The organism is Kineothrix sp. IPX-CK, from assembly GCF_039134705.1.
In the GTDB taxonomy this organism is placed as follows: domain Bacteria; phylum Bacillota; class Clostridia; order Lachnospirales; family Lachnospiraceae; genus Kineothrix; species Kineothrix sedimenti.
In genome coordinates, this window is sequence record NZ_CP146256.1 from 1281332 (window position 1) to 1302693 (window position 21362).

General features: G+C 50.0%; 28 protein-coding genes. 22 read left to right on the plus strand and 6 right to left on the minus strand.

All coding sequences use genetic code 11. From position 1 onward, the window contains the following. Positions 1–55: 55 nt before the first annotated feature. The 3 genes from V6984_RS06020 to V6984_RS06030 are packed head-to-tail and all read left to right on the plus strand — an operon-like array spanning position 56 to position 2364. Complete coding sequence (locus V6984_RS06020; RefSeq protein ID WP_342758876.1) at positions 56–739, plus strand: DUF3846 domain-containing protein; 684 nt, start codon at positions 56–58, stop codon at positions 737–739. 1 nt (position 740) lies between these two features. Beyond that, positions 741–1295, plus strand: coding sequence for a hypothetical protein (locus tag V6984_RS06025; RefSeq protein WP_342758877.1), 555 nt, complete (start codon positions 741–743; stop codon positions 1293–1295). Between the two features lie 37 nt (positions 1296–1332). Next, the gene (locus tag V6984_RS06030) at positions 1333–2364 is read left to right on the plus strand and encodes a DUF3991 domain-containing protein (RefSeq protein WP_425324233.1); all 1032 of its coding nucleotides are present in this window, start codon (positions 1333–1335) and stop codon (positions 2362–2364) included. 75 nt (positions 2365–2439) lie between these two features. On the opposite strand, the gene V6984_RS06035 is transcribed toward V6984_RS06030, so the two are convergent. From V6984_RS06035 to V6984_RS06055, 5 genes are read right to left on the minus strand one after another with little or no spacing between them, the layout of a single operon-like run. Then, complete coding sequence (locus V6984_RS06035) at positions 2440–2832, minus strand: arsenate reductase ArsC (protein ID WP_425324234.1); 393 nt, start codon at positions 2830–2832, stop codon at positions 2440–2442. Continuing rightward, complete coding sequence (gene arsA / locus V6984_RS06040) at positions 2829–4577, minus strand: arsenical pump-driving ATPase (RefSeq protein WP_342758880.1); 1749 nt, start codon at positions 4575–4577, stop codon at positions 2829–2831. Before arsA ends, V6984_RS06035 begins: the two co-directional genes overlap by 4 nt. Beyond that, a complete protein-coding gene (gene arsD / locus V6984_RS06045) occupies positions 4574–4951 on the minus strand; it encodes an arsenite efflux transporter metallochaperone ArsD (protein ID WP_342758881.1) in 378 nt (125 codons plus the stop codon). Before arsD ends, arsA begins: the two co-directional genes overlap by 4 nt. A 41-nt stretch (positions 4952–4992) precedes the next feature. Beyond that, on the minus strand, positions 4993–6051 hold the full coding sequence (gene arsB, locus V6984_RS06050) for an ACR3 family arsenite efflux transporter (protein WP_342758882.1): 1059 nt from the start codon (positions 6049–6051) through the stop codon (positions 4993–4995). Next, on the minus strand, positions 6038–6364 hold the full coding sequence (locus tag V6984_RS06055; protein ID WP_342758883.1) for a metalloregulator ArsR/SmtB family transcription factor: 327 nt from the start codon (positions 6362–6364) through the stop codon (positions 6038–6040). Before V6984_RS06055 ends, arsB begins: the two co-directional genes overlap by 14 nt. A 397-nt stretch (positions 6365–6761) precedes the next feature. On the opposite strand from V6984_RS06055, the gene V6984_RS06060 reads away from it, so the two are divergent. From V6984_RS06060 to V6984_RS06085, 6 genes are read left to right on the plus strand one after another with little or no spacing between them, the layout of a single operon-like run. Then, positions 6762–7235 (plus strand): hypothetical protein, encoded by a 474-nt coding sequence (locus V6984_RS06060; RefSeq protein WP_342758884.1) that lies wholly within the window; start codon positions 6762–6764, stop codon positions 7233–7235. A gap of 19 nt (positions 7236–7254) precedes the next feature. Then, positions 7255–7749, plus strand: a complete 495-nt coding sequence (locus V6984_RS06065) for a hypothetical protein (protein ID WP_342758885.1) — start codon at positions 7255–7257, stop codon at positions 7747–7749. Positions 7750–7761: 12 nt separating this feature from the next. Continuing rightward, on the plus strand, positions 7762–8283 hold the full coding sequence (locus V6984_RS06070; RefSeq protein WP_342758886.1) for a hypothetical protein: 522 nt from the start codon (positions 7762–7764) through the stop codon (positions 8281–8283). A 16-nt stretch (positions 8284–8299) separates the two neighbouring features. After that, on the plus strand, positions 8300–9520 hold the full coding sequence (mobP3, locus tag V6984_RS06075) for a MobP3 family relaxase (protein ID WP_342759948.1): 1221 nt from the start codon (positions 8300–8302) through the stop codon (positions 9518–9520). A gap of 20 nt (positions 9521–9540) precedes the next feature. Continuing rightward, the gene (locus V6984_RS06080; RefSeq protein ID WP_342758887.1) at positions 9541–10212 is read left to right on the plus strand and encodes a hypothetical protein; all 672 of its coding nucleotides are present in this window, start codon (positions 9541–9543) and stop codon (positions 10210–10212) included. Between the two features lie 11 nt (positions 10213–10223). Next, positions 10224–10907: a hypothetical protein gene (locus V6984_RS06085; protein WP_342758888.1), complete on the plus strand. Its 684-nt coding sequence runs from the start codon at positions 10224–10226 to the stop codon at positions 10905–10907. Between the two features lie 30 nt (positions 10908–10937). Here V6984_RS06085 and V6984_RS06090 read toward each other — a convergent pair whose 3' ends face one another. After that, positions 10938–11246 (minus strand): helix-turn-helix transcriptional regulator, encoded by a 309-nt coding sequence (locus tag V6984_RS06090; RefSeq protein WP_342758889.1) that lies wholly within the window; start codon positions 11244–11246, stop codon positions 10938–10940. 145 nt (positions 11247–11391) lie between these two features. Between V6984_RS06090 and V6984_RS06095 the strand changes: the two genes are divergently transcribed. The 13 genes from V6984_RS06095 to cpaB all read left to right on the plus strand — a co-directional run bounded on the left by V6984_RS06095 (position 11392) and on the right by cpaB (position 21345). Continuing rightward, positions 11392–12228, plus strand: coding sequence for a hypothetical protein (locus tag V6984_RS06095; protein ID WP_342758890.1), 837 nt, complete (start codon positions 11392–11394; stop codon positions 12226–12228). Positions 12229–12326: 98 nt separating this feature from the next. Further along, entirely contained in the window at positions 12327–13004 is a 678-nt protein-coding gene (locus V6984_RS06100; RefSeq protein WP_342759949.1) for a DUF4406 domain-containing protein, read from the plus strand. Further along, complete coding sequence (locus V6984_RS06105; RefSeq protein ID WP_342758891.1) at positions 13001–15292, plus strand: VirD4-like conjugal transfer protein, CD1115 family; 2292 nt, start codon at positions 13001–13003, stop codon at positions 15290–15292. Before V6984_RS06100 ends, V6984_RS06105 begins: the two co-directional genes overlap by 4 nt. Continuing rightward, the gene (locus V6984_RS06110; protein ID WP_342758892.1) at positions 15264–15626 is read left to right on the plus strand and encodes an Mbov_0395 family pilin-like conjugal transfer protein; all 363 of its coding nucleotides are present in this window, start codon (positions 15264–15266) and stop codon (positions 15624–15626) included. Before V6984_RS06105 ends, V6984_RS06110 begins: the two co-directional genes overlap by 29 nt. A gap of 88 nt (positions 15627–15714) precedes the next feature. Continuing rightward, positions 15715–15999: a DUF6133 family protein gene (locus V6984_RS06115; protein ID WP_425324235.1), complete on the plus strand. Its 285-nt coding sequence runs from the start codon at positions 15715–15717 to the stop codon at positions 15997–15999. A 39-nt stretch (positions 16000–16038) separates the two neighbouring features. Further along, the gene (locus V6984_RS06120; RefSeq protein WP_342758893.1) at positions 16039–16344 is read left to right on the plus strand and encodes a SpoVG family protein; all 306 of its coding nucleotides are present in this window, start codon (positions 16039–16041) and stop codon (positions 16342–16344) included. A 57-nt stretch (positions 16345–16401) separates the two neighbouring features. Next, entirely contained in the window at positions 16402–17244 is an 843-nt protein-coding gene (locus V6984_RS06125; protein WP_342758894.1) for a conjugal transfer protein TrbL family protein, read from the plus strand. Between the two features lie 13 nt (positions 17245–17257). Continuing rightward, positions 17258–17470, plus strand: a complete 213-nt coding sequence (locus V6984_RS06130) for a mercury transporter (protein ID WP_342758895.1) — start codon at positions 17258–17260, stop codon at positions 17468–17470. After that, positions 17422–17805, plus strand: coding sequence for a hypothetical protein (locus V6984_RS06135; protein ID WP_342758896.1), 384 nt, complete (start codon positions 17422–17424; stop codon positions 17803–17805). The genes V6984_RS06130 and V6984_RS06135 overlap by 49 nt, the downstream gene beginning before the upstream one ends. Positions 17806–17817: 12 nt before the next feature. Continuing rightward, positions 17818–19332 (plus strand): DNA (cytosine-5-)-methyltransferase, encoded by a 1515-nt coding sequence (locus V6984_RS06140; RefSeq protein ID WP_342758897.1) that lies wholly within the window; start codon positions 17818–17820, stop codon positions 19330–19332. Continuing rightward, positions 19329–19904, plus strand: a complete 576-nt coding sequence (locus V6984_RS06145) for an MT-A70 family methyltransferase (RefSeq protein ID WP_342758898.1) — start codon at positions 19329–19331, stop codon at positions 19902–19904. The genes V6984_RS06140 and V6984_RS06145 overlap by 4 nt, the downstream gene beginning before the upstream one ends. Further along, positions 19843–20469 carry an A24 family peptidase gene (locus tag V6984_RS06150; protein ID WP_342758899.1) on the plus strand — a complete coding sequence of 209 codons (627 nt, stop codon included), beginning with the start codon at positions 19843–19845 and terminating at the stop codon, positions 20467–20469. The genes V6984_RS06145 and V6984_RS06150 overlap by 62 nt, the downstream gene beginning before the upstream one ends. A 24-nt stretch (positions 20470–20493) precedes the next feature. Next, positions 20494–21345 carry a Flp pilus assembly protein CpaB gene (cpaB, locus tag V6984_RS06155; RefSeq protein WP_342758900.1) on the plus strand — a complete coding sequence of 284 codons (852 nt, stop codon included), beginning with the start codon at positions 20494–20496 and terminating at the stop codon, positions 21343–21345. Positions 21346–21362: the final 17 nt, after the last annotated feature.

Here is a 21362-nt window from a genome sequence, read left to right on the forward strand (position 1 = left end):
GGGGCATCGCCAGCCATGGTGATGCCCCGATACTTTTTTGGAAAAGGAGATCACAATGCAGGGATTTTTGAAACCTTATCAGGTGGAGCAGATTAAAAAGAAATATCCGCCCGGCACACGCATCCAGCTTGACCACATGGAAGGAGAGCGAGATATGCCTGACGGCTTGCAGGGCGTGGTGAAACACGTTGATGACCAAGGCCAGCTACACATGGCATGGCAGAATGGGCGTTCACTTGCACTTATACCAAATGAGGATCAGTTTCATATTATCCAGCCTGAACAGCAAACGGCGGACAATAAAATCCGTGTTCTGGTGGTGGAGCCGGGAAAGGTTCCTTATCCCCAGCAGATTGAAAATGATTATCGGGCGATGCAGAAGCTGGTGGACGGCTGTATTGAGTTTGTTCCGCTGCCGGAGCCTGACTGCCACCTTTACTGCAATGATGAGGGCAAGCTGGACGGACTGCCCGGAAACCGCCGCCTGGATCACGGTGATATTATTTGCGGCACCTTTTTCATCTGTGCTGACGATGGCGCGGGAAATGATACTTCCCTGACTGACAGGCAGCTCCAATATTACACCGAGCGGTTTCAGGAGCCGGAGCAGTACACCGATGAGGAAGCCCACCATGTTGAATGTGAAATCAAGATTATGCCCTCCGCAAGCGACAGCATAGAGGATGTAATGCGTATGCTTGGGCTTTTGCAGGACGGCAATGACGGAATGGAGAGATAACATGGAAGAAAATCAAAGTAAGCTCGACAGCTATATTGACTATATCAATGCACACATCCTGCCTTTTATCGACTACAACGAGCTTGACCGTTCCTACCAAACGGAGGAAAAAGCGTATGCGAAAGGGATTTTGAACCGCCTGCATACGGCTATGCTGGAGCAGTATGGCGGTACTCGGCTTGTTTGCGGCCATGGCGATATACAGGAGGACTATGCCGTAGTTCCCGGCGTGATACAGGGAAAGAAAACTGAAGAAATTGCCCTTGCTCTGCTGGGCATAGACCTCTCATCCTCCGGTGAACACTGCCAAACAGAATTTCTCTGTAAATATGGCATCGTTTCACAGGGGCATAATGATTTGCCGAAGGCTCTTTCCGGTGAAATTACCGCAAGGTATTTGCCCTATGATTACTGCTACACAGCGGATATTTCCGGTGACATTCATATTTCCAAGAGTAGGCTGCCGGAGGGTATCAAGGAGATTCTGCAAACCTTTCAGGAGCGCACGGCGGAGCTCTTGTCTGAAGAAAACAAGGATATGGATATGGAACGCTGACCGTCCTGCTTTTAGGGCGATTTTATGATGGAGGTGAGTGAGATTGAGAATACAGTCAAGGCCCATGCCATTTACCGAAGAACAGATGAAACAGGTCTTTGACACGAATATGATTGATTTTGCCTTACAACACGGCTTTGAGATTGAAAAAGGCGACCGCCATTCTGTTCATGTGAAGAACAGCGGCGGTCTTTACCTTTTCAACCATGGACGAGGATATTATTGTTTTACGACCGAGCGAAAAGGAAATATCATCGACTTTGTGAAGGACTATTTTGGGCAGGATTTCAAGGGCGCGGTGGAAATGATTTTAGGTTGCCGCGCCTATGAAATGACCGAACACTATATCCCGCCCAGCGAAAAAAATCCCAAAGGCGATTTGATACTGCCGCCCAAGGACAAGGATTTCAACCGCACCATTGCCTATCTGACTAAAACCCGTGGTATTGACAAGGAAATCGTCTATGCCATGATAAATGCGGGAAAGGTTTATGGCGCCAGAACGGAAGCCAAAAAGGACGGCCGTACCTACGCTTTTCATAACTGTGCATTTGTCGGCTACGACGAAACCGGAAAAGCACGCTATTGTGCTTTACGGGCGCCCAGCGCAGACAGCAGCTTTCGGCAGGATGTGGAGAACTCGGATAAGACCTACGGTTTTTGCATGGAGGGGCATTCTAACCGTGTTTACAGTTTTGAAGCACCCATTGACGCTATGAGCCATGCTACCCTGTGCAAACTCCATGGGATTGACTGGCGGCAGGATCACCGGGTGGCCGAGGGATGCCTGTCGGATAAGGCGCTATACCGTTACCTTCAGCACCATTCTGAAATCACCGAGATTGTTTTTTGCTATGACAACGACATGGACGGTAAGCTAAAAGACGGTACACCACACAATCATGGTCAGGTGCAGGCGGAGCTTTCCGCTGAAACCTTTGCTGATTTGGAATACAAGACATTTATTCAAACACCTGTAAACAAGGATTTTAACCTTGATCTACTTGATTTGCGAAAAGGTCTTACCCATATTTCACAGACGGAACGTGAACAAGGACAGGAACGATAAAACACTGGAAATGAGTAAAGGTGAAAAGAATTTATGTAAAACTTTCCACCTTTACTTATTAATGCTCTATGATGCTCATGAAATTGTTATTAATTCTTTTACCTTTGATTCAATAGCTTTAATGACTTCAATAAATACCTCATCACTCTTGCCCGTTGGATCGTCTAATCCCCAATCCTCTCTGTGCTTGCAGGGCAGGAAAGGACACTCCACGTTGCAACCCATTGTAACAACAATATCAACGGGTGGAATATCGGACAGCAGTTTGGAATACTGAGTCAGTTCCATGTCGATCCCGTAAATCTGTTTTACAAGCCGCACAGCGTCTTGATTGATTTGCGGCTTTGTCTCCGTTCCGGCTGAATAACTCTCCAGCACATCTCCCGCAAAATGCTTGCAAAGGGCTTCTGCAATTTGAGAACGACAAGAATTATGCACGCAAATAAATGCAACCTTATTCATATTCATTCACCCCCTAAAGGTGAAAGTAAATTACTGCCCTTAACATCTTCTGCGCTCCACTGAATAACGGAGAAATGACCGTGGGAAAGTTCATCTACCTTGTTGATCCATTCGATTTCATGACTGGCCTTAGCTTTCAATAGCTGATTGCCCGTCTCGGTGGCGTACAGGGATGAATTGATAACCCACCATTTTGTTGCAATCTCGGCGCGCTTCAAATCTTCCTCTAACCGCATAGCTTCAAAAACAGGCGTGGTTTCGGCAAGAGTTACGATGATAACCGCCGTTTCATCGGCATTGCGCAGCCGGGGGAGTAGCTTTTTAACCGACTCCGGAATATCCCCTTGTGTGCGCTTAACCTCACGGTGGTAGCTTTGGGTAGAATCCAGAAGCAGCAGCGTATGGCCTGTGGGGGCGGTATCAATGACAACAACCTCGTTTTCGGCCCGATCTACAATCTCGGCAAAGGCGCGGAACACAGCAATTTCCTGTGTGCAGGGAGAGCGCAAATCTTCCTCCACATAGGCAACATCATCTTCCGACATGGTTTTCCGCGCTTTTTTCAGCACTTCCTCCTGGTAACGCCGGAGTTCTTCCTTTTCGTCAATATGGCTCATGGTGATGCCGCTGGTTTCGTCCATGACAAACTTTAGATGGGCGGCGGGGTCGGTGGTTGTCAGATGTACCTTTTTCCCTTTGGCCGACAGGCCGAGCGCGATGGCAGCGGCAATCGTCGTTTTTCCAACGCCGCCCTTGCCCATCGTGAAAATCACCTTTTTTCCGCTTGCGTCCAAATCGTCAATGACCTTGCGGAGCGTCGGAATGTCGGTGGTATGCAGGGTTTCGCCGCTTAGGGTAAAGCTGTCTTTTTGGAGCAGATTGCGGACGTTTTCCATGCCGGTGATGTTATAGGCGCGCAACGGCACAAAATAGGTGGCTGTGTCCTTCAGTTCGGCAGGCATATCGGCAAGCGCCTTTTGTTGTTTGGCGTACAGGCTCTCCGATATACCGTCGTCAAAAGCCGAAAGTACGCCGTTGATAATCAAAAGTTGATTGTGCACGCCCAAATCGGCAAGCTCTTTTGAAGCACGCTCTGCCTCTTTGAGCGGAGAGCCTTCGGGCCGGGATACAAGGACAAGGGTAGTCAATTTACCGTCTGCCAAAGTAGCCACCGCTTGTTTATACATTTCCTTTTTATCTTCGAGGCCCGAAAGCTGTCCCAGGCAAGACGCCCCATGTGTGCTTTCGCTGATAAAATTACTCCATGCGCTGGGCAGTTGCAGCATCCGCAGAGTGTGGCCAGTGGGGGCGGTATCAAAGATAATGTGGTCGTATTCCCTTGCGGCAGCTTCGTCCGTAATAAAGTTCGTAAACTCATTGAAAGCGGCAATCTCAACCGTGCAGGAGCCGGAAAGCTGTTCCTCCATGTTTATGATAACGGATTCCGGTAGCTTGCCGCGATAGGGTGCGACAACACTTTCCCTATACTGCGCCGCCGCCTGTATCGGGTCGAGGTTGGCGACCACAAGCCCCGGCACTTCCGCAATCGGCACACCGCTGCTATCTAGTTCGGTGCTGAACACATCCTGCAAGTTGGAAGCGGGATCGGTGCTGACAAGCAGCACCTTTTTCCCGTTGTCGGCAAGGGTGACAGCGGTGGCGCAGGCGATAGAGGTTTTCCCAACGCCGCCCTTGCCGGTATAGAACAGGTATTTTGTGAGGTTTAGATGTTGCAAGTCAAATTGTTTCATTGGCAGCAGCCCTCTGCGCAGCAGCACCCGCCATCCGACTTTTTCGTTTCAATCGCTTCCAGATACGAGGCCGGGATCTCCAGCCATGCCGCAATTTCCTCATTGGTCGGGTACGCCTTTGTCTTAACAATTTTTCCGTCAATGACTGTGGCAGGCAAAGACCCTACACCATCTCCCATGATGAGTTTGTTGATGTCGGTATTGTTGATGAACGCCTGTGGGGCGCTGTTCAAGTTAAAACGGGAAGCGGTAATGCCGTTCTTTTGCAGGTTATGAAATACCGTAGAAATGCGGAGCAGTTCGGGATCGACGCCGACGCCGCAGATGCCGGTCTCACAGCACATGGCCGGTTCGTAAATAGACATTGTTTTCATAGAAAAATCACTCCTTAAATTGGTATAGATAAAATCAATAACTAGCTGCTTTCTGCAGGAAACCACTTCTTTGTGTTATTGGCAATCTTAACAAGTATCAGCATGACAGGCACTTCGGTCAGCACACCGACAATGGTAGCCAACGCTACGGGCGATTGTGCGCCAAACAGGGCGATGGCAACCGCAACCGCAAGCTCAAAGAAGTTTGACGCGCCAATCATTCCGGCAGGGGCGGCAATGTTATGCGGCAGTTTGAGTGCCTTGCTTGCCAAGTATGCGATAAAGAAAATCAGAAAGGTCTGAATAATCAGTGGCACGGCAATCAAAACGATGTGCAGCGGGTTTTCTAAAATGACATTGCCTTGAAATGAAAAAATGATAATCAGCGTCAAAAGCAGGCCCACGACGGTGATGTTGTTCCATTTCGGTAGGAACGTATGATTGAAGTAATCTGCGCCTTTGTGTTTGATAAGCTGCGTCCTCGTGATGATGCCCGCCGTAAGCGGGATGACAACGAAAAGTACAACTGATAACAGGAGTGTATCCCATGGAATAGAAATACCGCTCACGCCGAGCAGGAATGCGACAATCGGGGTAAAGGCCATAAGGATAATTAAATCATTGGTCGCAACTTGCACCACCGTATAAGCGGGGTCGCCCTTTGTCAAGTGGCTCCACACAAATACCATCGCCGTACAGGGGGCAGCCCCGAGCAGGATGGCCCCGGCCAGATAGTCCTTTGCCAAGTCCGCTGGAATGAGTGTTTTGAATATTGCAAAGAAAAAAAGGCTTGCAATGCCGAACATGGTAAAGGGCTTAATCAGCCAGTTTGTTACCCACGTTACAAAAAGTCCCTTAGGATTTTTGCCCACATTCTTAATGCTCTTGAAATCCACCTTGAGCATCATTGGGAAAATCATCAGCCATATCAAAATGGCAATGGGGACAGACACCTGTGCGTACTCAAATCGGCCTAAGAAGGACGGGATAACAGGTAGAAATTTACCGATCAGAATACCCGCCGCCATACAAAGCAGCACCCATACTGTCAAATACCTTTCAAAAAAGCCGATGCCTTGATTTTGCTTACCCTTTTCCACAGGTGCATTCCCCCTCTTTACAAATACAATCTTCTTTGTCGGTAGTGATGGAGTTCAAAAAGTTTTTCAAGTCCTGTGCTTTGTCGTTGTTCAGAGAATAATGCGTCCACTTGCCTTCCTTACGCCCACTCACTAAACCGCAATCGCAGAGGATTTTCATGTGGTGGGATAAGGTCGGCTGTGTAATATGGAACTTCTCTAAAATCTTGCAGGCACAAAGCTCACCACAGGATAGCATATCCACGATCATAAGCCTGTTTGTGTCCGCAAGGGCTTTGAATAGCCCAACATTTTCGGCATATTTATTGCCCAATTAAATCACCTCACATAGATAATTGTCTATGTGTATTATATGCCGATACATAGATAATTGTCAATGTATTTTGTGATTTTTATGAAAATTAAGAAAAGTGGCGATATAGCAATTCAAATTATAATAAGTTTGCCGTATTTTTTAACAGAAACAACTTGGAAATACCTTTATTTTCGCCCTTTTTAGGGAGCGAAGCGACCACGCCCCCACCGCTTGCCGGTGGGGGCTACTTAATGCCAAAATCTTAGATTTTGGAGTTAAGGCAGGAATAGGCGAATGTCCCATTCGCCGGGAAACAGCTTGTAGCCAAAGGCTACAACGACATTAAACATATATTGCCGACAGTAAAAGGACTGTCGGCTGTTTTTATGCCATTTCTCAGAAATGAGGTGAGTTTTTGAAACAAGAACCGACAATCCAACTCTGTGTGAAAGTGCCTGCCCATACCGCCGAACAAATCAAAAAACTGGCGGCCGCAAACAATATCGGAGTTGCCGAACAGCTACGGCAGTTTATCGAAAGAGGGCTGTCCGTGGAGGGCTATAGCCAGAACATTGATTTTATCGCCAGCATCATCCGGCAGGAGCTCATGGCAGTTTACCATCTTGAGGACATCAAGGCGGTTGTGGAGCAGCAGACAAACCGCATTGCCAAAATGCACATGAAGTCCGGCAAAATTGATGCCGCTGCCTTTTTCCTGCTGATTAAGGTTTTAATGAACATTGCCCATGAGGGTACGGAGGATCAGTTTGACCAAATGCTGAACGAGGCCGTCACGCTGGGCGTTGACTATATGCAGAAAAAGGATTTTCAAATCAACAGCTTTTTGCAGGACACAGATAATCTGCGCAGGCTTGCGGATAAGCTGTGATTAAGAAATGGAGGCATTTATGACACAGGCAAACCGATACAAAGAACTTGCCGCACTGACAAAGCGGGCTGACAATCTCGACCCCGCTTATCATGCGGCTTTTTATCTGCTGTCCTATGACCCGGAGCTTTACGAAACCGCCCGCAGATTTGTCAACGTGGACGGCATCGGCTTCACCGGCATGAAACGGGCAACCCGTGACTATGACGAGCGCACACGCTTTGTCGTTGACATTGCCCACAACCTGTTTTCCTACAACAGCCCTTGCAAGGCTACTCCCTTTGAAATCTCACGGCTGGGCTATCCCTACTTGGAAATGGTGTGCAATTCCTTTTATATTGCTACCGGGGAGGTTAAGGTTGTTTTGGAGCCGGGACGGAACGGACAGCTTGGAATCAAGCTGGATGACAGCCATTATCAGCAAAGCAAGCATATCCAGCAGCAATTTGAGCAGTTTCAAAAGACCATGACTGCGGACATGGTGCAGGACGAGGCCACAGAGCCGGAAAGGTAAGGTGAATTTATTATGATTACAGGAGTTATCCGTTATCAGGGCGGTACGCTGGTGGTGGAGCTGCCCTGCGGAGCTTATGAGCTGGCGGAGCATTTGGGCAGTATCGGCATCCGTTCCCCGGCTTCGGAGATTTTAGCCCATGGCACGCAACAAGTTGAGGTAAAGCTGGCAGCCGGTGAACCGATTGGAGCATTGATTCTTGCCAACCTCCGGGACAGCGATACTCTCTCCGGCGTGAACCTTGCTTGTCAGGAGGTGAACCGTATCTGTCCCTTTGGGTATGAGGAATTTTTGGATATGCTCGAACCCGATCCGCAAGCCGGTTTTAACCGCTATGCGTTTTATAAGCCCTATGAAACTCTGCCGCCCAGCACCGCAGGGGGCATGAAATTCATTTTGGAGGAAAGCAGGCGGTATCACTCCACAATGGAAAATTACCGCACTGTTTGCGAAGCGGAGGCCGCGGAGGACGACCGCAATATCAGGGAAGTAAACCGGATGTTGGAGTCCGGCGAGGATGAATGGGAACGCTGACGGGAGGTGATGGGCAATCTCCCTTTTAGTCTATAAGCAGAGATTCAAAAATCCCAATTATAAAAGTACGGCTGGTAAGAATTATGCCCATGTGCGCTATATCGCCACCCGTCCGAGGGTTGCCAAAAATGAGGGCATGAACCATGGGCTGTTCGGGAAGCTCTCCCCTGGTCCCGTTACCGAGTTTGAGGACTGGCGTGATGCGGCAAGGCTGGTCTTTGCCAATTCCAAAAAGCATATCACCATGTACCGCAGCGTGATTTCGTTTGACGAGGAAACAGCCGCCGAACTGAACCTGACCGACCAAAAGGCATGGCAGAGGTATATTGAAAACCACATGATGACCATTGCCGAAAAAAACAATATCCGGCGTGAGCATTTGCAATGGGCGTGCGCACTCCACAAAGAAAAGCGCCACCCCCATATCCATGTGGTGTTTTGGGATACCTCGTCACGGGTCAAAAATCCCTTTACCCCGCCTGCCGTTCCCAATGCCATCAGAAAGCAGCTCATTAAAGATACCTTTGCCGAGCGCATCCGTGCCTATGGGGAGCAGAAAAACAAGTCCACCGCCGAACTGCGCAGTATCAGCAATGAACTGGTAGACGAGTTTGAACAGCATCTGCGGCGGCTGGGCAAGGATCAGTATAAGCGGCTCCGTGATGACTATGACGAGGAAAATGAGCTATCCGGCAGCTTTGATTTTGACGATGTGGTACTGAATGAAACCGCCGACCGTGTATTCCGTCTTAAATCCGCGCTCCCGCCCACCGGCCGCATTGCCTATCAGCTTCTGACACCGGAAATCAAGGCCGAGGTGGATAAGCTGGTGGCGTATCTTTTAGAGAATGTCCCTGCACTTAGGGAGCAGAAAGAAAGCTACATAGACAGCAAAATGAAAATGGCTCTGCTCTACGGCGGCAGTGACGAATACCTTGGCAGCCTGCGGAACCGCTTTGCCGGGGAAGCGGACAAAATTATTGCAAACCGTGTGCTGGGTATGGTAAAGACCTTGAACCGGCTGGACTATGAAATAAAGTCCGGGGAATACCAAAGCGCCCGCCGTTCCTACTTTGCCGAGCAGATGTTAATGGAGGCGCTGGATATGCTTTCCGGTCTGACCCGTGATAATGACAGCCGATTTGATGATTGGGAGAAGAAAAACGGCCGGGAGCTGTCAAAGGACGCGAAAAAGGAACTGTTTTTGAAGCTGCAGGATAAAGGCTATGAACATTAACCTTCAGGGAGGAATGTAAATTGAAAACGAGACAAGAATTTTTTGAGGACTTCTTTGCACGGCTGACCAAAATGGGTTTCCGTGTGGATAGCATTATGGAAAGCGATATAGCTGCCGAAGTCTATGATGAAAACTCCCTGTTCTGTGTGGTTACACAGGATGGGGAGCTTATTTTTGAAACCTATGGCGGCGATAAGGTCCGGGCTTTGGAACAGGCGGCCGGAGAAACCCGCACCGGCCTTTCCTGCTGTATGCAGCCGCCTTTTGCGGAAATGGAACGGACGGAAACGGTCCTGCTGACAGGCGGCTCCTATATCAAGGTGTTTGAAAGTGCGGGGGTGGTGCTCCTCTGCCGCCGCACGACGCTGTTTGGATATGAGTTTGTCACCTGTCAGAAAGCCATGCCGAAGCACAACACCAAACGCTTTTACAGGGAACATTTCTTCTACGACCCCGTACTGGCACAGGATGATTTTTTGGAGCGCAGCGGCTTAAAGATACCGGCGCCCCTTTCCTTTTCTCACGATGAACTCCGGGCGCTGGTGTCCTGCTGTGCAAGGTGCGTCATGCTGGATAATGAGATGGACGGCGGGCAGGAAAGCCGTATCCGTGAATTGATGGCAAGGATTGAAGAAAGCCTGCCGGGGCAGATTGACCTCACCCCCCGCCATTATTTTCAGAATGAAATGTAAGGAGAGTGCCTATGAAAACCAAAACCGAATTTTACCAAAGCTATTTTGAAACCCTGCAAAAGAAAGGGTTTACCGTACAGCCCTCCACTTCGCCGGACTATGTGGCGGATATTTATCACAGGGATAAGCTGATCGCCTTTTTCACCAAGAATGACATGCTGATGAAAAATCCCTTTGTGGAGGTGCAGGATAAGCTCATGGACAGGATACAGACCCTTGCCAAGTCCACAGCGGTGGCTTGCGGGATATGTTCGGATAAGCCCTTTGACGAGGAAACCGCCGTGAAGCTGCCCAACAACCTGTATAAAATCAATGAGCATAACGGCGTGGTTCTGGCCTGCAAGCATCATCCCCTGTTTGAATATGTGCTTTCCACCTACCGCTGTGATGAAAAGAAAAACCCGATTCAGCGCCAGTATTTCTATAACAAGGAGGATGCCTTTGAGAGCTTCGCCGCCAGAAGCGGCCTGATTGATGAAAAGCGGCTTTTTTCCGAAACGGATTTGAAGGTCATCTATGCGGGGCTGGTCAAAATGCGTACCATTGACAACGACATGACGCAGGATGATCTCAATTCCGTGGAACGGCTGGTGGATAAGATCGAGGACATTGTGCCGGAACTGCAAAAAAGAGAAAAGGCGCTGGACTTCTCCTGGCTCTTTGGCAGCATGGAACGGGGAATCGAAAGGGAATAAAAAAAGCGGCTGCCTTGTCAGGGCAGCCGGTTATTTTGCCATCAGCTTTGCGAAATGGAGAACCGCATCTGCTTTTTCTTGACTTAGCACACGGACACTTTCTACAAGCTCCCGTTCGTATGCAGTGGGGTACAGCACATCGTTACTTTCGTTATAAAATTCCGAAATTGTCGTGCCAAGGCGTTTCAACAGTTTTTCAAGAACCAGCACAGACGGCTGGCTTGTGCCTTTCTCAATTTTGCGGATATAATTTTCCGATATGTCAGTTTCCTTTGACAGCTTATAGACGCTAATGCCCCTTCCTGTTCGGAGCTGTTTGAATTTTTGAGCTAAATCCATCGTTATCCTCCCATATTCTATCCTTCTTTTATTATGCTATATAACACAACAAAATATAAGCTAACGATAGTGGTTGATTATACGGATATATAGTTGTATTATGTAGGTGTAGTTGAGCAACCCATCAGATAAGGAGAGTGATTTTATGAACCATCCAAGTGGAGAGTCGATTTGGGGCAATATCAATACTGCCCTTGAAATCGCACTGAATATTTATGTTATTGCAGCAACAGATGAAAACGGCATTGAGCGCGAGGGGATTATGGTCCCGAAAGATAAGGCCAAGGAGGTATTGTCGGACAAAGCCATTTCCATGGCAGAGCAGGATGGGGATTGGCTCTGCTACGGCGAGGACATCAAGGATGTTCCCATGTATGAAATGCTTCAGCGGCGTGTGGCTGCCTGCAAGCGCATGGAAGCCAAAGCGGTGGAGATGATGGAGGAAATCAGGCGTGACGGCAAACTGCGTCTGACCGATTATTTTGGCGAGTGCCCCCCGCCTGTCCAGCAAGGCAAAGACAGCCCCCTGCCCGTTCCGGTGAGAAACGGTATCTATTTCGTGCAGTCAGACGGACAGGATTTCTTTGCTGTCCATGAGGCGGTAGCCGATCATTTCATGTCTGATATGGCAGTAGCCTTTGGAACCCGTCAGGGCGAATATCTGCTTTACGATCTGACCACCGCCGCTGTCCCTCTTTTTGAACTGCGCCAGCTTTATGAGGAAGTGAGTGACCTGATTGTTTCCGAGGATAGCCTGCTGTCTACGCTGAACACAAACTTCAAAACCTATGTTTTGTACTATAACGAGCTGATTCAGGAGGAGGCGAAAATCCAGCCTGTCAGCGCCCCTGTCAGCTTGTTCTTACAAAAGCAGCTTGACCGGTCAGCCAGTGAGCCGGAACCCTCGGACTTCAAGGAAGATGCCGCAAAGGAGTCCCATGACCATGGTGAGGAAGCCGAGGACTTCGGCTACGAACCCTAAATTGGATATGTAAACAGAATCACGGCAACCGCCCCCCTACACCGTATTGATGGTGCAGGGGGCATTTTTTTGTCTTTCAGGAGGTGAACAACTTGAACATGGTGTATATCGCAAGTCCCCTGCACGGGGACTATAACACCAATATTAAAAATGCTGTGGAATATTGCCGCCTTGCCGGGGAGCAGGGTGTACTCCCCATTGCCCCTCACATCATTTTCAGCCAATGGTGCAATGATACCATTCCCGAACAGCGTGAACAGGGCTTACAGCTTGGCCTTGCCCTGCTGGAAAAATCCGATGAGCTATGGGTCATGGGAACCACATTCAGTCAAGGAATGCAAGGCGAGGTAACGTTTGCTATGGAGCATAAGATACCGATATTTTTCGTGACCCATCCCCATGACCCGGCGCACTATCCAATCAGTGCCGATGAAAACAGGCTTTTGACCTCGCTCGACTGTACCCCTGAAAGCAGGCAGGAAAGCTACGAGGGGCAGTTTGTGGTACTTCGGCATGAACATCTAAAACCGGAGTATCGGACATCCCGCAATCAGATATGGACTGTTACCCATGGCCCCGGCTGCCGCCCGGATTATGTCCATAGCGATACCATCCATCTAACACATCCCGTGGACGGGGATCGCATGGCGGTTGGACGCGGCGATGTATGGGGTGTTCCTGCGCCTGAAACGATAAACTGCATCAGGCAGACTTATCCAGAATTTGATACTGCTTTACAGCCAGCCGCAGAACCGGAGGGAGAGCTTTGCCGATGAAAAAAAAGGAAAAGCTCATTTTAGGCTCCATCATCATTGGCCTTGGCACAATTTTCAACCTGTTCTTTACTGCGGCTCTGCATGGGCTGCTGTCGCATCGGGTCCGTACCTTGACTTTACTCCCGTTATGGGATTGTATTGCAGGGCTGTTCACCCAGCGCCAGCAGCTTTTGTTGTTCTTATCCTTTGAGGGATTTCTGTGCCTATGCTGTGTCCTGTTCTGGGTGCAGAATAACCGACCCTACCAAAGTGAGCTTGTACAGGTAGCCGAGGACATTTTTACGCCTGCCCCGGTAGGACAGTATCAGCATGGCTCAGCCCGGTGGCTGCGGGAAGAAGAAAAAGGAAAGGTGTTTGGAACACAGATTATCCATCCGGCAAATCCCATCATCCGCAAGCTGCTGGACACCGGCTTTGATGATCTGCCCTTTGTGAAGAAAAGCGAAAATGAAGATATGCTTTTAGAGCAAGTGGAAACCGGGCAAGGTACGGCGGCACAGGACAAACCCGCCGCACCGCCTGTTCCTATAAATCCAAAGGAGGAAAAGGAGGAATTGATACAGGATGAGGGCTTTGAAACGGTGGATTATGACCTTGCGGCTGCGCATTTAACCAAGGAACAGCCGCAGGATACTCCGGCTGTCCCACAGGATAAACCGAAACAGGAGAAAGAAAAAGCAGACCCCTACAAGCTGTTTGATGAGGGCGGCATCGTGGTAGGTACGGAAAAAATCAGCAGTAAAGAGCTTGGGGAGCCGTCCGAGCGGCTCTACTACATTCCCGATGATACCCATACCCTGACCATCGGCGCTACCCGTTCCGGCAAGACCCGCTGCCTTGTCATCCAGTCCATCTGTATGCTGGGGCTTGCCGGGGAGAGTCAGATTATCAGTGACCCCAAGGCAGAATTGTTTCACTACACCTCCACATTCCTGAAAAAGTTGGGCTATGAGGTAATCTGTCTGGATTTTAAGAACCCTGAAAAAAGCACCCGGTATAATCTCCTTCAGCCGGTCATTGATGCGGTCAACAAGGGTGACATGGAGCGTGCGGAAATGTATGCGTGGGATATTACCAACATCCTTGTGGGCGATGATGTTTCCAACGAGAAGATTTGGGAAAACGGTGAGAAATCCACCATAGCGGCGGCGATTCTCTGTGTGGTGGCGGATAACAAAAAGCGGCCGGAGTATCAGAACCTGACCAATGTATACTGGTTTATTGCGGAAATGAGTAAATCCGTGGGCGGCAAAACCCCTATGAGCGAGTACATGAAGAAGCTGCCCAGCAGCCACCCGGCACGGGCGCTCATGTCTATTGCCGAGGTTGCGCCAAGCCGCACCAAGGGCAGCTTTGATACTTCGGCACTGACTACCCTGCGTCTGTTTACCAGCCGTTCGGTCTACGCTGTCACCCATAAGAGCGACTACAACATATCGGAGATCGGGCAGAAAAAGCAGGCGCTGTTTATGATTTTACCGGATGAAAAGACCACCTATTACCCCATTGCCAGTCTGATGGTATCCCAGCTCTATGAGCTGCTGGTCCGCCAATCCGATCAGCGGGGCGGCAGACTGGAACGGCGGGTCAACTTCGTGCTTGATGAATTCGGGAATTTTACAAAATTGAATGATTTTCCCAATAAATTGACCGTAGCGGGCGGACGCGGGTGCAGATTTAACCTCTATCTGCAATCCTTTGAACAACTTTCCCTAAAATATGACAAAGAAACGGCGGCTATCGTTAAATCCAACTGCCAGACATGGATTTATCTGCAAGCGGATGATAAGGAAACCTTGCAGGAGGTGTGCGACAAGCTGGGCAAGTACACCACCAGCGCCTATCAGCTTTCCAGCCAGCATGGGAGGTATGTCAACCCATCCAGCTCCCACAGCATCAGCCTTGTGGCAAGGGAGCTTTTGACAACGGACGAAATCCGCAGAATCCAGCGGCCGGCACAAATCGTCATCAGCCGTTCCCATCCGGCTATGATGAACGCTCCCGATCTGTCGCAGTGGTATTTTAATCAGATGTGCGGATTGGGAGGCAAGGAGCATAACCGTCTGGTTCGGGAAGCAAGAGAAGCAGCCCGGCCGGTTTTGTCCAAAATGACAGGCGATATTCCCTTGTGGAACATTTGGGTGTATTACGCCAAGGACTTGCAGATGAAAGAAGCCCAGCAGAAGTCACAGGCATTTGCTTCTCAGATGGGCGCAATTTTCTCAGAAAAAGGGTTTCGGAAAGGAGGTTCCAAACACAATGAAAAGGAAGATGGAACAGATGATTAAAAAAATCGGAGCAAAAGGCAAGGCGGTAAGCGTAGGAATGCTCACCGCTTTTCTTTTGCTCCAAAACAGCACAGTGGCCTATGCCGCCGGGATTGGCGACAGCCAGATTGCCAAGGGTACGGAAAAGCTCATTCAGGACGCCACCACATGGCTGATGATTCTTGCTCCCGTGGTGGCGGGTCTGCTCATTATCTATTTCTGTATCAGGCGAAGTGCGGCGGATGAGATGGATCAGAAAAAGTGGAACAACCGCATTGTGGTGGCGATTGTGTCTTGCATCGGTGCGGTGCTGGGCAGCGCCACCCTCAATATTATCATCGGCTACTACCAGTAAGCCGGTGAACCCTTCGGAATAAAGCTGGGAAACCTCTCCCGGCTTTATCATAACTCAAAATTTATCCATGAAAAGGAGAACAAACACAATGAAAAACATTATGAACAAGGTCATTTCCAAGGTAAACGATGTGAAAGAAAAGGCAAAGGACACCGCCATGGCGGGCGTTTGGAAGCTCCGGCAGCTCAAAGCGAAATCCGGTACGGTTCTTGCCCAACAGTCCGGCGAGGGCTTTGTGGACACGGCGCTCAAGATTTTGATTTCCGTGGTGATCGGCGCCCTCCTTCTGGCAGGGCTTTATATGCTGTTCAACGATACGGTAATTCCAACCCTCGTTGACAAGGTGAAACAGCTTTTTAATTACAGAGGGTAAGACCCACGATGACCCATGCTGCCGTTATGATGCGGCGGAATGGGATTTCTAATAAAGGAGAAATTGAAGATGAAAGTAACTGCTAAAATCGTTGCGCATTTGAGTGACGAAGGCAGACTCAAGGCCATTGCCACGGTCTGCTTGAACAACGAGTTTCTGATTACCGGGGTGCGCATTGTCGAATGCGAAAAAGGCCCCTGCGTATTTATGCCCAGCAGGAAAACCAATGCCGGGGATTACCGGGACATTTGCTTTCCCATCACACCGGAGCTGCATGGTCAAATCAAAGACACCGTGCTGGAGGTTTACCACAGCCAAGGGGAAGAAACGGTCCCGGCAGAGTAAGCCGCACGGAATTTATGCCCTGCGGGACATCCCGCAGGGCAAGGAGGTGATGTTCGATTGGAAGTAATTCTTGTACTGCTGATTGTTGCGATTCTAAACGGCGCAGTGATATTCATTGATGAAATGCTCTCCGGTCTTGTTCCCATGACATTAAACGCCGACCAGTACATGACGGCGGTAGGCGGCGGCAGTATGGTGAGCGTGTTGTTTGATATTCTGCTGGGCTTTGGCGTGTCCCTCATTATCCTCAAATTTCTGAAAAAAGGATTTGAGTGCTATGTCATGTGGACGGACGGCGACCCGGATGCGGAACCGGCCTATCTGGTCATTCGCTTTATTCAGGCCATTGCCGTGGCGGTCTGCTTTCCGGTCATGTACGGCTGGCTTGCCGAGATTACCCAAAGCCTGACGGATGAACTGATGGCGGCAATCAGCGCAAGCACAGGCTATAACTGGCAGGCTTGGGTAAACGGGATCAGCTCACTCGGGCTGGTGACAGCCATTTTCGGGTTGGTTTTCGTGATATGCTACTTTGTGCTGTATTTCCAATTCCTGATGAGAGGGCTGGAAATTATGATTCTGCGCATTGGCCTGCCTCTTGCCTGCGTCGGTTTACTGGACAGCGACAAGGGCGTTTTCAAGACCTATATCAACAAATTCTTTCAGACCACCTTTGCGGTGGTGGTGCAGATATGCCTTTGCAAGCTGGGTGTCGGCATGATGATGAATGTAAGCATAATGAATATCTTTTGGGGTATTGCCTGCATCGTGCTTGCCATCAAGACCCCCCGTTTCCTCAGTGAGTTTATGGTTCCCACCGGCGGAGGCGGCGCGGGTGTCATCAACAATATGTATCATTCCGTCCGGCTTGTGGGTATGGCAAAGGGTATGGTCAAGTAAAGGCGGTGATGAAATGATAACCCTCGACGATATTTCCATGGCGGTCATTTCCCTCATCCGCTTGGGTGCGGTGTTCCGCTTTATTTACTGCATGATCTGCCTGCAATCGGCAGAGGAAGAACAGGCGCGGTATAAGAAGCGGGCGAAAAACACCGTAGTTTTCTATGTGATTGCCGAGTGTATCTGGCAAATCAAGGAGATTGTATTCTTCTACTATGGAGCGTAAGGAGGAATGGCGTGAATAATGAAATCAACCTTTACATCCCCACCGGAGTAAAGGCCGAAAACGAACTGTTCAACGGTTTTGGCAGGCGGGAGCTTTTGCAGAGCGTTGTCGGTTCCCTGTTTGGCGGCGCGCTTGCGGCGCTCCTTTGGCTGATTGCCGGGAATGTGGCGCTGACCGTAGTGGCAGTCCTGTCCGGCATTTTCGGCTCGGTGATGATGTGTACCAAAGACCAGAACAACCAAAGCGTGGTTGACCAAGTCGGGGATATGCTCCGGTTTCGGCGCAGCCAGCAGATTTATCCCTACCGTATGCAGGACGAATGGGACATGAGATAAGGAGGTAGAATTTTGACGTTTCTTGACCTTTTTGCAGGAATCGGCGGATTCCGTAGAGGTCTCGAAAGAAGCGGACATACCTGTGTCGGTCATGTCGAAATTGATAAATACGCAAACAAAAGCTATATGGCACTGTACGAGCTTGCACCCTGCCCTTACCGGGAGGATGCAGGCTCTAATTTTTCTATGATGTGTAAACCGGAGGTGAGAAAAAACTGTGATGGAACAAACTGCAAAGGCGAATGGTACGCCAAGGACATTAAGCAAATCCGAGCAGGAGAAATTCCAAAAGCTGAAATCTGGACTTTTGGCTTTCCTTGCACTGACCTTTCCATTGCAGGACGCATGGAAGGTCTTAGAGGAAGCCGAAGCGGACTGTTTTTTACAGTCGTTGGCCTGCTCAAAAGCACGAGTCCCGAAAATCGACCCCAGCGGCTTATCGTTGAGAATGTTAAGCATCTGCTGTCAAGCGAGAATGGCGGGGCATTTACCACCGTTCTCGCTGAACTATGGGAAGCTGGGTATGACTGTGAATGGCAGGCCGTCAATTCAAAGCATTTCGGCGTTCCCCAGCACAGGGAGCGAGTGTACCTTGTTGGACATTTTGGAGGAATCCGTGGACGAAAGGTATTTCCTATCGGCGGAGCAAACACGGCGCCTGTTAAGCAGCTTATCGGAGGAAGCCAAGGAAAACGGGTCTACGACATAAACGGTGTTTCTGTTACCCTGACAGCGGAGGGCGGCGGATTTGCCGGACGCACAGGGCTTTATGCCGTATCAGTCAACCGCAGGGAGGGTATTACCGGGGCTATTAACCAAGCCCGCACTTTGACCGCCAGCGATGCCCGTGGCCTAAACCGTAATCAGGATCAAAATGCGGTCTTGTCAGAAATCGCTCCTTGCGCGGCGTTCATTGATTTAAGTATAGAGCCGAAAATCACGGAAACCGCCCGGTGCATTCGGGCAAGGCAGTATTCGGGCATTGGCAACCACCGGGGGGAAACCTCCGGTATCTTTTTGTGCCATGGACACCCTGATTGTGTGATGGCTGTCCTTACCCCCGACCGCAAAGAAAAGCGGCAGAACGGCAGGCGGTTTAAGGAACCGGGAGAACCCAGTTTCACCCTGACAACCCAGGATCAGCACGGTATTTTGCTTTGCTGCTGTGAGGGCTGGAAAGATGGCCTGCCTATCAGGGAGGATAAAAAAGACGGCTGCACAATGGCGTATCCCGGCGACGGAATCAATCTGGCCTACCCCAACAGCCACCGAAGCAGGGGGCGTGTCGGGCGCCAGTGTTCTCAAACCCTGATGACCAGTGGGAGCATGGGCGTTCTTTTGTGCTGCCGCATCCGCAGGCTGACGCCGAAAGAGTGCTGGAGGCTGCAAGCCTTTGAGGACTACCTGTTCGAACGTGCAAAAGCGGCAGGCATCAGCGATGCCCAGCTTTACCGGCAGGCTGGAAATGCCGTTACGGTTAATATTGTCTATGAGATTGGGGCGCGTCTGCCGGGTGGCTGCCTATGAGGTTTTCTGTTCTTTATGTAGATCCACCGTGGTCTTATAAGGTTTATTCCCAAAAGGGACAGGGGCGCAGCGCCGAAAACCATTACCATACCATGAGCGCCGAGGACATTTATAACCTTGATGTGGCAGGGATTGCAGATAAGGACTGTGTGCTGTTTCTGTGGGTGACATTCCCTTGTCTGCTGGAGGGGCTAAAAGCCATTGAGCGTTGGGGGTTTACTTACAAAACCCTCGGCTTTTGCTGGGTCAAGCGGTGCAAAAAACAGCAGAAAAAATGGTTTTGGGGACTTGGCTTTTGGACGAGAGCCAACCCCGAACTGTGCCTGATCGCATCGAGGGGCAGGCCGAAACGCTTATCCAAAGCGGTTCACTGCATTGTGGATACGCCGGTGGAATACCATAGCAAGAAACCGGATGAGGTGCGCCGCCGTATTGAACAGCTCATGGGGGATGTTCCCCGTGCGGAACTGTTCGCAAGACAGCAGCATGACGGCTGGGTGTGCCTTGGTGATGAAATCGACGGCCTTGATATACGGGAAGCTATTACGCAAGTCAAAGAAATGGAGGGATGATATGGCATTTGAAGAGCACCTCTCACCATTTCTTGCCTGCCTGCTCCTTGCCCTGTTTGCAGGAAGCCTGTGCGACATGGTCATCAGCAGAATATTAAAGCAATCCGCACCGAAAACCGCCGTTCTCAGTATGACTGTGACGGCGGTTTTTCTCTGCTTGTACGAATTTACCCCAACGGCTCTGCGCTGTGTCCTGCTGTGCCAGGTCCTGATGGTGGCCGGGGTCTTTGACCTTATGACCTATGAAATCCCCGACTGTCTGCATTTGATGATTGCCATGGCAGGGCTGATTCACTTTCAGCCCCTGCCTGCGCTTTTGGGGTTTTTAATCGTCCCCTTGCCATTCCTGATTGCCGCACTGAAAACGGAAAAAATCGGCGGCGGTGATGTAAAGCTCATGGCCGCCAGCGGCTTTTCCCTCGGCGTAACAGGCGGTATCTGGATGATGATATGGGGGCTTGCAATCGCCCTGCTTTGGAACCGTGCATTTTGCAGGGAGCAAAAAAGCCTGCCCCTTGCACCCTTTCTTGCTTTCGGGGCATTTCTGACCCTTTTCCCAACTTAAAAACGATATGGAGGATAAACCAATATGAAAGATTTACTCAAAAACAGAATTGTGGTGGGGCTGCTGTGCATTATCACAGCCCTCATCATTTGCTTTGGATTGACGCCCATGTTCAATGACGCCCTTAAATCCAAGGTGGAGCTGGTGCGCGTCACCACTGAAATCAAAAAGGGCGATGAAATTACAGCAGGCATGATTACCACCGTGGAAACCGGCGGCTACAATCTGCCCTTTGATGTGATTTATCAAAAAGAGGATGTCATCGGCAAATACGCCAATGCCGACCTTTACAAAGGCGATTATATTCTGAAAAGCAAGCTCTCGGATACTCCCCAACTGAAAAACGAATATCTCAGCGGGCTGGACGGCACGAACAGAGCTATTTCCGTCACCATCAAGAGCTTTGCATCCGGTTTGTCCGGCAAACTGGAGCGTGGGGATATTGTTTCTCTGATTGCCAGTGATGTGGGAGAAGCACGAAAAACCCTTATCCCCGATGAACTGCAATATGTTGAGATTATCGCCACCACCGACAGCAGCGGTAACGACCGCAATATTCAGGAGCAGCCCAAGGGCAGTGAGGACACCGAGCTTGCCAGCACCATCACCGTTCTTGCAACACCGCAGCAGGCAAGGCTTCTTGCGGAGCTTGAGCAGACAGGAAAACTTCACGCCGCCCTGGTCTACCGTGGCGGTGCTGAGAACGCACAGAAGTTTTTGACCGAGCAAGCCAAGCTGCTGGAGGCCCTGTATCCTGTGAAAAGCGAGGGCTTAACCTATGAAACCGAAAATAATGACAGCACTGTGGCACCGGCTCCCGACAGTGTGGCCGGGGGTGTGTCTGCAAACGGCAATATTCCAGATACACAGGACTAAGAAAGGGAGGCCAAAAC

Excerpts from the sequence above, each read along its gene's own strand:
- V6984_RS06020 (WP_342758876.1), top strand. The coding sequence starts at position 56 with ATGCAGGGATTTTTGAAACCTTATCAGGTGGAGCAGATTAAAAAGAAA.
- V6984_RS06025 (WP_342758877.1), top strand. The coding sequence starts at position 741 with ATGGAAGAAAATCAAAGTAAGCTCGACAGCTATATTGACTATATCAAT.
- V6984_RS06035 (WP_425324234.1), bottom strand. The coding sequence starts at position 2,832 with ATGAATATGAATAAGGTTGCATTTATTTGCGTGCATAATTCTTGTCGT.
- arsA (WP_342758880.1), bottom strand. The coding sequence starts at position 4,577 with ATGAAACAATTTGACTTGCAACATCTAAACCTCACAAAATACCTGTTC.
- arsD (WP_342758881.1), bottom strand. The coding sequence starts at position 4,951 with ATGAAAACAATGTCTATTTACGAACCGGCCATGTGCTGTGAGACCGGC.
- V6984_RS06065 (WP_342758885.1), top strand. The coding sequence starts at position 7,255 with ATGACACAGGCAAACCGATACAAAGAACTTGCCGCACTGACAAAGCGG.
- V6984_RS06070 (WP_342758886.1), top strand. The coding sequence starts at position 7,762 with ATGATTACAGGAGTTATCCGTTATCAGGGCGGTACGCTGGTGGTGGAG.
- V6984_RS06085 (WP_342758888.1), top strand. The coding sequence starts at position 10,224 with ATGAAAACCAAAACCGAATTTTACCAAAGCTATTTTGAAACCCTGCAA.
- V6984_RS06090 (WP_342758889.1), bottom strand. The coding sequence starts at position 11,246 with ATGGATTTAGCTCAAAAATTCAAACAGCTCCGAACAGGAAGGGGCATT.
- V6984_RS06095 (WP_342758890.1), top strand. The coding sequence starts at position 11,392 with ATGAACCATCCAAGTGGAGAGTCGATTTGGGGCAATATCAATACTGCC.
- V6984_RS06100 (WP_342759949.1), top strand. The coding sequence starts at position 12,327 with ATGGTGTATATCGCAAGTCCCCTGCACGGGGACTATAACACCAATATT.
- V6984_RS06105 (WP_342758891.1), top strand. The coding sequence starts at position 13,001 with ATGAAAAAAAAGGAAAAGCTCATTTTAGGCTCCATCATCATTGGCCTT.
- V6984_RS06110 (WP_342758892.1), top strand. The coding sequence starts at position 15,264 with ATGAAAAGGAAGATGGAACAGATGATTAAAAAAATCGGAGCAAAAGGC.
- V6984_RS06115 (WP_425324235.1), top strand. The coding sequence starts at position 15,715 with ATGAAAAACATTATGAACAAGGTCATTTCCAAGGTAAACGATGTGAAA.
- V6984_RS06120 (WP_342758893.1), top strand. The coding sequence starts at position 16,039 with ATGGGATTTCTAATAAAGGAGAAATTGAAGATGAAAGTAACTGCTAAA.
- V6984_RS06130 (WP_342758895.1), top strand. The coding sequence starts at position 17,258 with ATGATAACCCTCGACGATATTTCCATGGCGGTCATTTCCCTCATCCGC.
- V6984_RS06145 (WP_342758898.1), top strand. The coding sequence starts at position 19,329 with ATGAGGTTTTCTGTTCTTTATGTAGATCCACCGTGGTCTTATAAGGTT.
- V6984_RS06150 (WP_342758899.1), top strand. The coding sequence starts at position 19,843 with ATGAAATCGACGGCCTTGATATACGGGAAGCTATTACGCAAGTCAAAG.
- cpaB (WP_342758900.1), top strand. The coding sequence starts at position 20,494 with ATGAAAGATTTACTCAAAAACAGAATTGTGGTGGGGCTGCTGTGCATT.